Annotated in this window: 11 protein-coding genes; 4 read left to right on the forward strand and 7 right to left on the reverse strand. The window is 47.5% G+C overall.

Going from position 1 to position 14,250, the window contains the following annotated elements; translation table 11 throughout:
• Positions 1–345 precede the first annotated feature (345 nt).
• From KME12_00005 to KME12_00015, 3 genes are read right to left on the reverse strand one after another with little or no spacing between them, the layout of a single operon-like run.
• Entirely contained in the window at positions 346–825 is a 480-nt protein-coding gene (locus KME12_00005; protein MBW4486153.1) for a ferredoxin, read from the reverse strand.
• Entirely contained in the window at positions 825–1,211 is a 387-nt protein-coding gene (locus tag KME12_00010; protein ID MBW4486154.1) for a DUF1257 domain-containing protein, read from the reverse strand. The genes KME12_00005 and KME12_00010 overlap by 1 nt, the downstream gene beginning before the upstream one ends.
• A gap of 46 nt (positions 1,212–1,257) precedes the next feature.
• Positions 1,258–1,467 (reverse strand): DUF2997 domain-containing protein, encoded by a 210-nt coding sequence (locus KME12_00015; protein MBW4486155.1) that lies wholly within the window; start codon positions 1,465–1,467, stop codon positions 1,258–1,260.
• Between the two features lie 428 nt (positions 1,468–1,895).
• Here KME12_00015 and KME12_00020 point away from each other — a divergent pair, with 428 nt between their 5' ends.
• Together KME12_00020 and KME12_00025 are read left to right on the forward strand one after the other, a co-directional pair.
• Positions 1,896–2,873 (forward strand): saccharopine dehydrogenase-like oxidoreductase, encoded by a 978-nt coding sequence (locus tag KME12_00020; GenBank protein MBW4486156.1) that lies wholly within the window; start codon positions 1,896–1,898, stop codon positions 2,871–2,873.
• 249 nt (positions 2,874–3,122) lie between these two features.
• Complete coding sequence (locus KME12_00025; protein ID MBW4486157.1) at positions 3,123–5,054, forward strand: serine/threonine protein kinase; 1,932 nt, start codon at positions 3,123–3,125, stop codon at positions 5,052–5,054.
• Positions 5,055–5,072: 18 nt separating this feature from the next.
• Here KME12_00025 and KME12_00030 read toward each other — a convergent pair whose 3' ends face one another.
• From KME12_00030 to tadA, 4 genes are all read right to left on the reverse strand, one after another.
• Positions 5,073–5,678, reverse strand: a complete 606-nt coding sequence (locus tag KME12_00030; protein MBW4486158.1) for a hypothetical protein — start codon at positions 5,676–5,678, stop codon at positions 5,073–5,075.
• Positions 5,679–5,905: 227 nt separating this feature from the next.
• Positions 5,906–7,135: a type II secretion system F family protein gene (locus KME12_00035; protein MBW4486159.1), complete on the reverse strand. Its 1,230-nt coding sequence runs from the start codon at positions 7,133–7,135 to the stop codon at positions 5,906–5,908.
• Positions 7,136–7,386: 251 nt separating this feature from the next.
• Positions 7,387–8,499, reverse strand: a complete 1,113-nt coding sequence (locus tag KME12_00040; protein ID MBW4486160.1) for a type IV pilus twitching motility protein PilT — start codon at positions 8,497–8,499, stop codon at positions 7,387–7,389.
• Positions 8,500–8,594: 95 nt separating this feature from the next.
• Positions 8,595–10,595, reverse strand: coding sequence for a Flp pilus assembly complex ATPase component TadA (gene tadA / locus KME12_00045; GenBank protein ID MBW4486161.1), 2,001 nt, complete (start codon positions 10,593–10,595; stop codon positions 8,595–8,597).
• Positions 10,596–11,323: 728 nt separating this feature from the next.
• Here tadA and grpE point away from each other — a divergent pair.
• On the forward strand, positions 11,324–12,055 hold the full coding sequence (gene grpE / locus KME12_00050) for a nucleotide exchange factor GrpE (protein MBW4486162.1): 732 nt from the start codon (positions 11,324–11,326) through the stop codon (positions 12,053–12,055).
• 201 nt (positions 12,056–12,256) lie between these two features.
• Positions 12,257–14,218 carry a molecular chaperone DnaK gene (gene dnaK, locus KME12_00055; GenBank protein MBW4486163.1) on the forward strand — a complete coding sequence of 654 codons (1,962 nt, stop codon included), beginning with the start codon at positions 12,257–12,259 and terminating at the stop codon, positions 14,216–14,218.
• The last annotated feature ends 32 nt before the right edge of the window (positions 14,219–14,250 follow it).

The following is a 14,250-nucleotide window of genomic DNA, read 5'->3' on the forward strand; positions in this document are numbered from 1 at the left end:
CAATCAACATCAAGTATTTGGCGGTAGGGCATTCCGTCAATAAAGCTCAGGCTACGCCCGATGCAATAGCAGGGGTCACTGAGAAGCCTACGCTGTATGCGTCAGTATCAGCGTAGGAGTATGTCACCGTTGCTAAAACTACCCGTGACTCCTATGAAGCGAGAAAACTAGCCTATAAGCTGGATGAAGCGAGGGCAGAAAAGTTGCTGAAGGAACACCATCCGTTGGTCTAAGCTGATGCACCCGAACAGTAAATTATAGCTAAGAAGAAATAAGCAAGGGTGAATCAGATTCCCTTGCTTGTTAGGTTTTTAGCTCTTTAAGCGATCGGTCGGTAGAACCCATCTACTTACGGCGAATCCGCAGCTTTTGACGCCGACGATTGGTTGCAATCACAGCACGGTCAACTGGAAAACCGGGAAGTGGTATAACCTGGTACTTCCGTTCTTCTTCTAGCTGCCTTAGCTCTGTGTAATCTACCCAGTGGATGCAATCTACTGGACAAGTGTCAATTGCTTCTTGGACGATGTCTTCTGCATCACCATCTTGCCGAATTACCCGCGATCGCCCGTAGTCTGGCTCAATGTAAAAGGTATTTCGAGCCACATGAGCACAATGTTTGCAGCCGATGCAAGTAATCTCATCGACATAGACCCCCTTCTGCCTGAAGCTGCCCCCTAGTTCTGGTTCTAAGCCAGAGCGTTGTGACGCATCGCGCCAATGCCCCCCTAGTTCTGGTTCTAGACCAGTCCGCAACTCTGCTTGGCCTTCACCCGGCAGATGTGCGCTGTTAGGGTCAGCAAAAGGTGAAGTAAAGTCAGACATTAGGCACTCCAACGCTGTAGCACTAAGCGAACTGAGCCATCCTCATTTTTTTGCTGTTCTGCAACTTGAAAGCCTGATTGAGCGCCTTCGTTGACAATGGTGTGGTAAGCGTAACGCTGGGTCACCTTGTTCAGGAAGCGATCGACAGACCAATTTTGTTGCCAGAATTGCAGATCTGCTACCAGCTCGTAGGCGCTACCATTCCAGCTAAAGCCAATGTCGTAGCCGTTCTTTTGTTCAATGGTGACGTCAGCAGTTGTGGTCTGCCCACGATACCCTCTGACTGCCTGAGGCCCAGACTTCCATTCCAGCCCTAGGTCGTTCAAGGCTGCTTCTAGAGATTTAAGGTTGCGGATTTGAGTTTTAATTTGGCTAAAGTGTGACATAGTTTTTTTGTCAAAAAATCAAATAGAACAGAACTGGACAAACAACTTACCACTCACTAAAAGTAGCTTGAGTTGAGACTGTTGCCGACTGTTGCACAGTTGCAGCAAAAAACTCTGAGGTTGGCTCGTGGCTGAGCACCTGTCCCAGCTGAGCTTCGATGGCTGCGGTAACTTCAGCACAAGAGTTACCTACAATCCCGGTTACTTTTTCCAGGACCCGACCATCTGGGTAAATAACAAACTCCAATGTTTCCATGCTTTGGCTGAGGGCTGTAGGGTGATTCAGGCAGGATGACATTCAGCAGTTGCTAAGATGCCGCATTGTTAAATGTTTTTTTTGAGCAGAGGACTCAGCTAACAACTAAGCTGAATTTTTAGTAACCGAGATATAAAGAGTCAAAGCTTAACGAAACTTGTTAATTGAGGTGATCTTTACATCAGTAATTGTCAGTTTCGCTTAACTCTTCGAAGCAGTCAAGGGAAAGTGGGAACGTGAATTTTAAGGTTCACAAAAATATATAATCATTTTTATTATTGAGTCTCTTCCGCCTATAGATTGATCTAACGCTGAAATAACCCAGGATAATGAGAGTCTAAATTTGATTCGTGTAACGGGTAATGAGCGAAGCGCAAGCGACAAATTCAAACTATTCTCTATCCAGTTTTTCGTCTGTAAAAGCACCTATTCGAGTAGGAATCCTTGGTTTTGGCGGATTGGGTCAGGCAGCGGCTAGGGTGCTGGCTCCAAAACAAGAAATGCTCTGGGTCGCAGTGGCTGACCAAAAAGGATTTGCTTATGCCTCTGAAGGCTTATCTCCACAGCAGTGTGTTGCGGCATACCAAGCTCAAGGCTCTACTGGGTATTTAGAGGCTGGGGGTGTTCTCAGCAATAACAGCATTGCGGATCTGCTCCAGCAGGCGGGCAATGTTGATGGTTATTTTCTGGCTTTACCCAACTTGCCTAACACCTTTATGGCTTCGGTGGCGCGGCAGTTTGTTGAGGCGGGTTGGCAAGGCGTGTTGGTCGATGCGATCAAGCGGACCAGCGCTGTAGAACAGCTAATAGGGATGCAAGCGGAGTTACAGGCCGCAGGTATTACTTATATGACGGGTTGTGGTGCTACCCCTGGTTTATTAACGGCTGGTGCGGCTTTAGCAGCCCAAAGCTATGCTGAAATTCATAGTGTCAAGATTACTTTTGGGGTTGGGATTGCCAACTGGGAAGCTTATCGAGCTACGGTGCGCGAGGACATTGCCCATTTACCTGGGTACAACGTCGAAAAAGCGAGAGCTATGACTGACGACGAAATTGAAGCGCTTCTAGACCAAACCAATGGTTTGATTACGCTAGAAAATATGGAGCACGCGGATGATGTGATGCTGGAACTGGCAGGTATCTGCTCTCGCGATCGCGTCACTGTAGGAGGTGTGGTTGACACCCGTAACCCCAAAAAGCCCTTAAGTACCAATGTCCAGGTTACAGGCAGAACCTTTGAGGGCAAAATCTCAACTCATACCTTTACCTTAGGCGATGAAACGAGCATGGCGGCTAACGTCTGCGGGCCAGCTTTCGGTTACCTCAAAGCTGGATTTAACCTCCGTCAGCGCGGCATCTATGGATTATTGAGTGCTGCGGAAGTGATGCCACAATTTGTGCGCTAACAACGTCGGGTGAATGCTTCAGTTCCTCAATCATTACAATAGGAAGATTGGCGTTTTTATAAAATCAATCTTCCTATTTCTTCGTTTTAGTACGGTTTAGTAATTGATCAGCTTCCTCTAGGGCTAAAGCCTTGAGGGGTCTAATACCGTGGTAGTTAAAGCCTGAATACGTAAGAATCATATACCTCGGTGAGGACACGACAGTTCTCGCCGAATTTGGAATGGTTTGGCAAAAAACTACAGATAGCAATGACGCCCTCAATTCCTTTGGGAACGCTGTTACGCCAACGGTATACAATTCAACAAATTTTAGGTCAAGGTGGGTTTAGCCGCACCTACTTAGCCCTTGATTTGGAACGTTTTGATGAGCCTTGTGTGCTGAAGGAGCTGGCCGTACCACAGCACGATGGGGCTTTGTTGGCCAAAGCTCAGGCCCTCTTTCAGCGGGAAGCTAGCGTTCTCTATCAAATTCAACATCCTCAAATTCCTCGGTTTTTAGCCGCTTTTGAGGATAGCCAGCGCTTATTTTCTGTCCAGGAGTTTGTCGATGGACAGACGTACCGTAGTCTCCTTCAAGAGCGAAAAAAGCAAGGCCAAACCTTCTCGGAGCCAGAAGTTTTGCAGTTTCTCAACCACTTGCTCCCAGTTTTGACCTACATTCACGATCGCAACATTATTCACCGGGATATTTCTCTGGAGAATGTTATGCTGCGGTTGCGAAATAGTCAGGCTGGGGAGGCAGTAACCAACTCTACGTTAGGATTGCCAGTTCTGATCGATTTTGGTGCCGTTAAATCGGTGGCTAACTATCTATATACTGCTTCTCCAGATTTTTCTAGCTCCTCACATCCCTCAGAAATTACTTGTGTGGGTAAGGCTGGCTATGCTCCCCCAGAGCAGTTGCAAACAGGTAAGGTATATCCCCATAGCGACTTGTATGCCTTGGCTGCAACTAGCCTAGTTTTACTAACTGGTAAAGAACCGAAAACTCTGCTAGATAGCCGTACGCTCAATTGGCAGTTGCGACCTTACGCTCAGATTAGCGATCGCTTTGAAGCTATCTTACAGAAGATGTTGTCTTTACGTCCGGGCGATCGCTACCCGTCTGCTCAAGCAGTGCTCAATGAGCTGCAACCCTTACTAGAAGCGTCTTTGCCAACAACAAAACTCGACGCTGGTAGCAATACTAGCAATACCTCAGGCGCAATTTCCTCGACAAGTGCAAGTTCACCCATCATTTTCTCCAGAGTTAGAGATTCCAGAGTTGGAGAAGTTGAGAGGGGCAACCGTTCCTCAGCTCATTTAGACTCTACCCAAACGCATAAAACCACCACGGGTGCCAGAAAGCGGTGGAAACGCTGGGTCGGAATTAGCATCGGCCTAGGAATGGTGATCCTGCTAGGGCTGACAGTACCCGTGTTATGGCGTTTAACGGTAACTGGAAGCCAGCAACGTAACGAAGTTTGGGTCTCGGGGGCACGGGTACCTCAATCGGAAGCCTCACAAATTATCGGTTCGGATCAGCAAAACAATGCAACTCCATCCAGAATGAACCAATCTGAACCAATTCAGTTTGATTCAGGTGCTATTTCCAGCACATTGGAAGGCGATCTGCAAAACCGCCAACTGAAATCTTACGTGCTTCGGGCATCGCAAGGTCAGATTATGACCGTTGCCCTCACTGGGTCTGATGTGACTATGAATGTGCTGGGATCTGACCAGAAAGGCATTGATGCTGCTGCTTATCAAACTCAAAACTGGACGGGGCAATTACCCAAAAATGATGACTACTTCATCCAAATCCTTGGTTCTGGCACCTACAAGTTAGAAGTCGCAATTACGCCATTAAGTCAGACTACTCAGGTCACGGCACCCATCCCAGCGATCGCGCGCATTACGATTGCGCCTGGAGCGATGGGAGCCAAGGTCGCTGGGAGTGTGGTTCCAGGACAGCCTCAACGGTATGTATTAGCCGCTGATAAGGGCCAAACAGGAGTGATTCAAATTATTCAAGGTTCAGTTCGCATCCAGGCGATCGCACCTAATGGCAGGCCTGTGGGTACGACTATGCCACAACAACCGCAAACGTGGCGAGGCAAATTTCCGGTAACAGGAGACTATACGTTCGAAATTACAGCCCTCAAACCTGAGAAATTTACAATTTCGCTGCAAGTTCGTTGATAGCTATGCGTAAGCATCTCAATCCTCTGTTGTCAGGCTACTAGAAGTTTCCGGTTCTCCTCTCTCTTCTTCAGGCATCTCTAAGGATTGGGTGACAAAGGGGAGTCCAGCCCCCTTGAGGCCACGCTTGATTCTGTCTGGGGTTTCGCTGAAGGTCACAAATAAGGGATGGACTGCTTCCGCTCCTTCATTCAAAATATGCTCGTACCGTGTTGGCATCAGCCATTCATACCCACGGTCAAGCCATATTTGTGTCTGTCGCCAGCGACTCAATAAATCAGAGAAGTCCTCTTGTGGACGATGAATAAAGACTAAAATTTCAACTCCAGTTTTAATCTTCCATTCTGGATCACACATCATAATTGCCACTTCACACGGCAACCGCACTAATTCCTTCAGCCTCGGACGAGTCTGACCATAATCAACCGCGTTATGCTCCTGGCGTTGCTCAACTTGGTTGACTCTAACGAGGGGCAAAGGAATGGTAATGATGCTCTCTTCAGAACGGCGCATGCTGGGCACCATTTCTAGGTAAGGCCGATACTGTTTTAATAGAGCGATCGCTGCTAACTGGTCACTGTATTCAGCCAGCAATTCTTCGTAATGGGATGGTTTAATAGCCATAGCTCAATTAAACATTTGCAGTAATCAACGAGCCTTTTCTGTATTGTACTCAGGTCTAAAACTTCGGAGTCTAATGTCTTGCAAGCAACCGTGTGGGAAGCAATGGCAATGAAAGTTCCGTGTGAGCTGAACCAGCCTTAAATCAGCCAAAATCTCTTGAGCATAAAGAAACCCTCGACTCTTTAGTGGAGGGTTTGGAGAGACTAAAAGTTAAAACCTTTTAATTTTTAGCCAATGCTTTCGAAAACCTTGAACATGGGCAGATACATGGATAGCAGAATTGAACCGACCATGCCCCCTAAGAACATGATCATAATCGGTTCCATAATGCTGGTTAGTGCTTTCACCGCCTGCTCAACTTCATCCTCATAGAAATCAGCAACTTTCATCAGCATTTTGTCAACTTCTCCAGTTTCTTCCCCAATACTGATCATTTGGATTGCCATGATCGGAAAGACTTGTTCTCTCTGGAGAGCAATGCTAATCATGCCGCCTGTTTGAATTTCCCTCCGAGCCTCATCAATTGCATTAGAAACAACTTGATTGCCCGCCGTGTCTCTTACAATTTCTAAGGCTGTCAGGATGGGCACGCCAGAGCGAGTTAAGGCACCAAAGGTACGGCAAAAACGAGCCGTTGCAGTCTTCTGAATCAAGTCACCAAACAAAGGCGCTTTGAGGGACAGCCGATCAATGGTCTCGCGGCCTGCGCGGGTTTTGTAATACTGCTTGTAGGCAAAACTCAGTCCAAAAAGAATAAGAATTAGCCCCACAACATATTCAGGGGTTCTGAGAAATTTACTGATAGCGAGCATAGCCTGGGTAAAAGCAGGTAGCTCTGTTCCTAACTCCTCGAAGATGGAGGCAAAGGTTGGGAGGAGGAAAACAGTCATACCAATAAAAATAACCGTTGCCAAAACACCAACGGTTACAGGGTAAGCCATTGCTGACTTGATCTGGTTTTGCAACCGCGCAATATCTTCTAGAAGTTTGGCGAGACGATTCAATACTTCGTCGAGTACACCACCTACCTCACCTGCTTGCACCATGCTGACGTACAGCATGTCAAAGCACTGAGGATGCTTGCGCATTGCATCCGATAGGTTCGTACCTTGCTGTACATCTGAGTTGATTTCCAGAAGAGATGCTTTGAGTTTAGGGTTGGTGCATTGCTCAGATAGCACGCCCAAACTGCGAACCATTGCCACCCCAGCATTCACAAGTGCGGCGAACTGCCGAGAGAAAACAGCTTTATCTTTGACGGAGACACTTGTAAATGCAAGCTGAAACTTCTGGAGATCAATCTTGCTGAGATCGAGGCTCTTGTCCTCTTTAAGGTCTTGAACCACAAAACCTTGTTCTCTTAATGTAGAACGAGCTTCACCGGGAGAATTTGCGGTAACTTTTTGTTTTTTGGCATTTCCTCTGGCATCCCGTGCACTGGCGATGTAAGTAGGCATAGTGCAAATCTGGCTGAAAGTGTTTAAATTAGCTCAAAATTGGTTTAAGGAAGAGACAAGTCTGCCTTAGCATTAACTGCTGGAATATAGCAAGTTCTACTACTTCTCCAGCTATGAATTAACTTATTTTGACAAGGGGAAGTTATTCATGACATTGCTAAATAGTAACAATCTCTGGTCTCTAGCTAGAGTTGTTCGATCAGTTCAACAATAGATATCTAGCCAGAAACTAGAGATTGTTGACAAGGTAATTAGTGTCTAGCTCCAGTACCCGCTTGAGCAGCAACCGGGGCTCCACCAATCATCCGTTGCATCTCATCAGGCCGTGAGGTCTTGGAGATGGCTGCCTCGAAGGAAATACTTCCAGCTTTATAGAGGTCAGACAAAACTTTTTCCAAGGTTTGCATCCCTAACTTACCGCCTGTCTGAATCGCGGAATAGATTTGAGATGTTTTTCCTTCCCGAATCAGGTTGGCAATTGCAGGGGTGACCACCATAATTTCCTGAGCCATGATTCGACCATATTCGCCCGGTTTAACGTTCTTTTTAGGAACTAGAGTTTGGCTAAAGACAGCGACTAAAGAGTTAGACAACTGAACTCGCACTTGCATTTGCTGCTCAGGGGGAAACACGTCTACCATTCGGTCAACGGTCTGAGAGGCAGAGCTGGTGTGCAATGTACCAAACACTAAGTGACCTGTCTCGGCGGCTGAGATGGCAAGCTGAATCGTTTCCAAGTCCCGCATCTCACCCACTAGGATGACATCAGGGTCTTCCCGCAGCGCTGCTCTTAGGGCGTTAGCGAAACTCTTGGTATCTTCACCCACCTGGCGCTGGTGAATGACGCTCTTGACTGATTCGTAGACGAATTCAATCGGGTCCTCAACCGTCAGAATATGCTCTGCACGAGTCATATTGATGTTGTTGATCATGGAAGCCAATGTGGTTGACTTACCCGATCCGGTCGGTCCTGTTACAAGGACGAGCCCTCTAGGCTTTTCTGACATTTCTCGGACAATGTCTGGCAAGCCTAACAGGTCCATGCTAGGAATTTTGGAACTCAAAGCTCTTAAGCAGGCAGCATAGGTGCCTCTGTCCTTATAGACGTTGACCCGGAAACGAGCCAATCCCTTGACGCCGTAGGAGCAATCTAGCTCCCAGTTTTGCTCCAAATTTTTTCGCTGGGTGTTGTTCAGCATGCTGAAGATGAGCCTCTGGCAGCTCTCAGAGGACAAGACTTCGTGCTCTGTGGGGGTTAAGTGACCACTGATGCGGATGTAGGGAGGTAGACCAGCAGATAGGTGTAGGTCTGAACCACCTCTCTCGATCACTTCTTCCATCAGGTCTTCAATCATTAATTCCATAGATTTCTCTCGCAAACTTCAAGGTAGATGGGCAAAATTTGTGGGTAAATGTCTAGCGATCGCAAAGTTAACTCAGTTTCCATTAATCCTGGAAACTAATCTTGGAAACGAGGGGTGGTGCAGTAGGGACAGTCTAGCCATTCTGGTTTAGCCTCAGCTGTACAAACTCGGCAAGTTAGAGAACTCTTGCGCTTAGCTTTGAGTTCAGCTTCTAAACCTGTGTCAGTAAAGGTTACCCGTTCCACTTCCTCTAATGTCGTAGCGCCTCGACGTACCAAGTTGATACTGTAGGCGAGTAAGGTTTGCATGCCTTCTTCAACGGCAACTTCTTTGATCCGCTCAGTGGGGGCACCTTCAGCAATTAGAACTTGTAGGCGCTCAGTAATTCGCATCACTTCATAAACACCACTCCGACCTTTGTAGCCCACCCCATTGCAAACAGAGCAGAGTTGATTTTGTGCTTTGGCTTCCTGAATTTGGTCTGGCTGTAAGGTGTTTGCCTTATAGAATGTGACTTCAGCGTCATGAGTACTAGACAGACCAAACTTGGCTAGTTCGTTGGCGTCAGGGTTATAAGGAATCCGACATTCGGGGCATACCCGTCGCATGAGACGTTGAGCCACCACGCCAAGCAGGGCTCCAGAAACCATGAATGGTTCTACGCCCATTTCATCTAGACGGGCGATCGCGCCAGCAGCGTCATTGGTATGAAGGGTGGTTAATACCAAGTGCCCAGTCAAGGCTGCCTCGATCGCCGTTTTCGCTGTTTCCTTGTCCCGGGTTTCACCCACCAGAATCACATCTGGGTCTTGCCGAAGGAACGCCCGCAGAATGGCCGCAAAGTCCATACCCTTTTCACGAATGACCTGGACTTGATTGATACCTGGTAAAGAGTACTCAATCGGGTCTTCTGCCGTACTGATGTTGACACCTGGGTCGTTCCGTTCTGCCAAAGCCGAATACAGAGTCGTGGTCTTACCAGAACCGGTCGGCCCCGTCACCAGAATTAGACCAAAGGGACGTTTAACCATCTCTTGCACAATCTGCAAGGAATCGGGATCGGAGATCAACTTATCCAAGCCCAATTGAGTCGCAGAGTTGTCGAGGATTCGTAAAACTACCTTCTCGCCGTAGCGGCTAGGCAGGGTGTTAACCCGGAAGTCAATTTTACGGTCCTGAAAAACCCGTCGAATCCGACCATCTTGGGGGGCTCTGCGCTCAGCAATATCTAGTTCAGAAATAATTTTGAAGCGGGCTGTGACGGCTGGAATGATTTTCTTGGGCAGAGGGTCAAAGGCTTGACGTAATACACCATCCTTGCGGAAACGAATCCGCAGATATTCTTCCTGGGGTTCAATGTGGATGTCAGAGACTCCGTCTTGCAACGCTTTGATGAGGATTTTGTTGACCAAGCTAATGACTGGAGCGTCGGATGCTCCTTTGGCTACGTCATCTAGATTGGCTTCCATATCTTCAGGGGCATCCTGAAGATCCAAGTTTTCTAAGCCTTCTAAGTCAGATTGAACATCAACAGACTTTTGAATTTCTATTTGCTTAGTTTTCTCAACCTGCTCATCTAAGTATTTAGAGATCAGTTGGTTATAGTCTTCTAGCGTAATCACCATTCGCTGCAAGGCTAACCCTTGAGCCCGCAGAATGCGATTCAGGTCATCCTGAGCATCTAAGTTGTCAGGATCGACCATTGCGACCAAGACACCGGGGGGCGATTCATGCCTAGAGAGCGGTGCCAATCGGTAGCGGCGGCAAATATCAAGGGGAATCAGGGTGTCAATTAAATGCCCCACCTGACTTGCAGTGATGTCACTAATTTCGGGATCGAGGGATTCAACCCCGTACAGAATCTTTAGTTCAAACAGCTGCTGCTTCTTGTATTGCCGCAGCAAATCTGGGGTGAGTTGACGGCCTGTAAGAGACTCTAGAACTTCTGTGATCGGTCTGCCAGATTTACGACTCTCAATCAGAGCCTGCTGCATCTGTTCGTGGTTGACATACCCAGATTGAATGAGCTTGTTCCCAAAGGGAGAGAAGTCATTCTTGACGATGAGGGCGCGCCGCTGTGATGAAGAGTTAGTCATAGCTGATGAAGAAGATCTCCTTGTTAAGTGTTCCCACAAGCCCTGGGCAGAATTACGAGTAGCAATAGAATGTTTGTAAAATCTTTAATTCCAGCCCTTGCACTTCTGAGGGATTGGAGACCTCCATCACCGAGAAGTTTTGGGGCTTTAAGCGCCCGTCTAGAGACTGATTGGTCATCTCAGTCTCTTAGCTTCGAGTCGCTATGGCAGAAGGTTACAAGCTGGTCAGGCAAAAAAGCGCTATTCGTAGGTATTTTTGCTGTAAATTTGGTTGGCAGCTGTCAGAAGCTAGGTAATCCATCCTTGGTTTGATGTCTAGACTATAACGAAGTTCTCAGAATCATAGCTTTTGAACAAAAATTAGTAGGATTTTGCAACACGCTTCAGTGACATTCACTGGCCAGTATTGATCAGTAATTTGTCTGGGTAATTTATCGTCTAAGTTTGTCGGTTTGCTGGCTGAGCCGATTTCTGGTATGTAAGTCTCTCAGTTTACTAATGAATCAATTTTAAGAATGCGATCGCAATCACCCCTTAAGTTAAGGCACTTCAGAACCTAATCGTTACAATTACTAGTGATAGTTGTGGAAATCTACGACTACTAGACCCGTGACTGAGCAATCAGGATATATTCAACTCTTGGCTACAAAGTTCTTTTAGGGCATTCTAAGGGATGTAAAGTGCGCGGTTGTCAAGGTAGCATTCTCTTAATGTAGGATTAGTGACTAATGATGGGTGAAGAAAATCAGCTAGAGAACATTCAAGATCTGACAGTTGATGACTCCGGAGCCTCGGAAGCAGCAGTCAACCAAACCATGTCAACAGAAGCGGATTCAAACTCAGAAGCATTTAACTTGGATTTTGAAGCCAGTGAAGATAGTCCTACGGCTTCAGGCTCAGACAGTGGAACAGGTCTAGAGTCAGAGAACGCTGCTGGTGGGTCTGAGTATCAAGCAGCCCTAGAAGATCTCACTCAAGAAGTGCAGTCTCTGAAGACTCAAGTAGAGGAGCGCACCAATCAATACGTCAGGATTGCCGCCGATTTTGATAATTTCCGCAGACGGGCTCAGAAAGAGAAAGAAGAACTAGAAGACAAGATTAAGTGCTCTACCATTACCGAGTTGTTGCCTGTAGTAGACAACTTTGAGCGGGCTCGTTCCCAAATCAAACCGCAAACTGACGGTGAGATGAGTATTCATAAGAGCTATCAAAGTGTTTATAAGCAACTGGTAGACTGCTTGAAGCGGGTGGGAGTCTCACCGATGCGCTCTGAGGGCAAAGAGTTTGACCCAAATCTGCACGAAGCAGTGATGCGAGAAGCGACAGACGAGCATCCAGAGGGCACAGTGATTGAGGAATTAGTTCGAGGTTATGTCCTTGGCGATCGCGTTTTGCGCCATGCCATGGTGAAAGTTGCTGCGGCTCCAGACCCCGTGGTAACCTCTGAGGAGGGTGAGTGAGGTCATGGAGACAGCTGATAGGCTTTGATTTGACAGGAATTCTTGTACACTGCAGAGGCAATTACGGGTAGTCTAGCTTCTGAGTAATTAAGGATTGGTTCATCACGGAATCTCTAGGCGTAGCCGTTTACTGCCAACTGGGGTTCCACGTACGCTCAAGCTCTGTCCACTTCTGTTGTCCTACATTAACCGCCGCTAGCTATGGGAAAGGTCATTGGTATCGACTTAGGCACGACAAATAGTTGTGTTGCTGTCTTGGAAGGCGGGCAACCAATTGTGATCCCCAACTCGGAGGGTGGGCGGACAACTCCCAGTATTGTGGGATTTGGTAAAGCTGGCGATCGCTTAGTTGGACAACTAGCTAAGCGTCAAGGCGTTACTAATGCTGAGAACACAATTTTTAGCATCAAGCGATTTATTGGTCGCCGCTGGGACGATACTGAGTCTGAGCGAGGTCGGGTTCCCTACGGCTGTATCAAAGGCCGAGACGAAACCGTTGATGTGCAAGTGCGTGGACGAACTTATACGCCCCAAGAGATTTCGGCCATGATCCTGCAAAAGCTCAAGCAGGATGCTGAAAACTATCTAGGTGAGCCTGTTACTCAAGCTGTCATTACAGTTCCAGCCTACTTTACCGATGCTCAACGGCAAGCAACAAAGGACGCAGGGACGATCGCTGGCTTGGAAGTGTTACGCATCATCAATGAGCCTACTGCTGCGGCCCTTTCCTACGGCCTAGACAAACAAGATCAAGACCAACGAGTTTTGGTATTTGACTTAGGCGGCGGCACCTTTGATGTTTCCGTCTTACAGCTAGGCGACGGTGTATTTGAGGTCAAAGCTACTGCAGGCAATAATCACCTTGGTGGAGATGACTTTGACAACTGCATCGTCCGCTGGATGATCGATTGCTTCCGAGATCAAGAAGGCATTGATCTTTCAATGGATAAGATGGCGTTGCAGCGTCTGCGAGAAGCAGCCGAAAAAGCCAAGATTGAACTTTCAAGTACAGTCACCACCTCCATCAATCTACCTTTCATCACGGCAGATGAGACAGGCCCTAAACACCTAGAAATGGATCTGACTCGTGCCCAATTTGAAGAACTGGTAGGTCATTTGGTTCAGGGAACAATCGATCCCGTAACCCAAGCCCTGAAAGATGGGGATCTTAAAACGGATGACATCGATCGCATCATTTTAGTGGGTGGTTCGACTCGGATTCCAGCGGTACAAGAAGCAATCCGAAAATTTTTGGGGGGTAAAGCTCCCGATCGCTCGGTCAACCCTGATGAAGCAGTTGCCTTAGGAGCCGCGATTCAAGGGGGAGTGTTGGGTGGAGAGGTCAAAGATTTGCTGCTCTTGGATGTGACCCCCCTATCTCTAGGGATTGAGACCTTAGGGGAAGTGTTTACCAAGGTGATTGAGCGGAATACCACCATTCCGACTAGCAGAACTCAAGTCTTTTCTACGGCGACAGATGGTCAAACCTCGGTAGAGATTCACGCTCTCCAAGGCGAACGAGCTATGGCTAGAGACAACAAGAGCTTAGGCAAGTTCCAACTCACGGGTATTCCCCCAGCCCCTCGTGGTGTCCCTCAAATCGAAGTAGCTTTTGATATTGATGCCAACGGCATTCTAAAAATCTCAGCTCGTGATAAAGGCACAGGACGAGAACAAAGTATTCAAATCACGAATACAGGTGGCTTGAGTGAGAGCGAAATTGAGCGCATGCGGCAAGAAGCATCGATCTTCGCGGATGAAGACGTTAGACGCAAGCAAGTTGTAGAGCTGAAGAACCAGGCAGACAGCTTGTTCTATAGTTACGAGTCTACAATTAGAGACAATGGTGCTTTGATCAGTGATGACGTCAAGACTCAAGCTAAAGAAAGAGCGGTAGAGTTGCAAGCAGCTCTTGCCGATCGCTCCATTAGTGTTGAGGAGATGAAGCAACGGCTTGATACTTTCCAGCAAACCTTGTTTGCGATCGGAGCAGCCGTTTATGAGCAAGCGGCTAGTTCTGATGACACCCGGGATTACTCCTTTACGGAAGGTGACTCCACCTCCGATGGCAGTGGTAAGGTCCAATCTGCTCAAGATGAAGATGAAGGCTTCAACTTCGAGGATGATGATACAGTAGCTGCTGACTACGAAGCCATTGACTAGCTCAGGTAATAGAGTCTTGCTCCACTCTATTT

The sequence above is a fragment of the Trichocoleus desertorum ATA4-8-CV12 genome (assembly GCA_019358975.1).
GTDB classification, from domain to species: domain Bacteria; phylum Cyanobacteriota; class Cyanobacteriia; order FACHB-46; family FACHB-46; genus Trichocoleus; species Trichocoleus desertorum_A.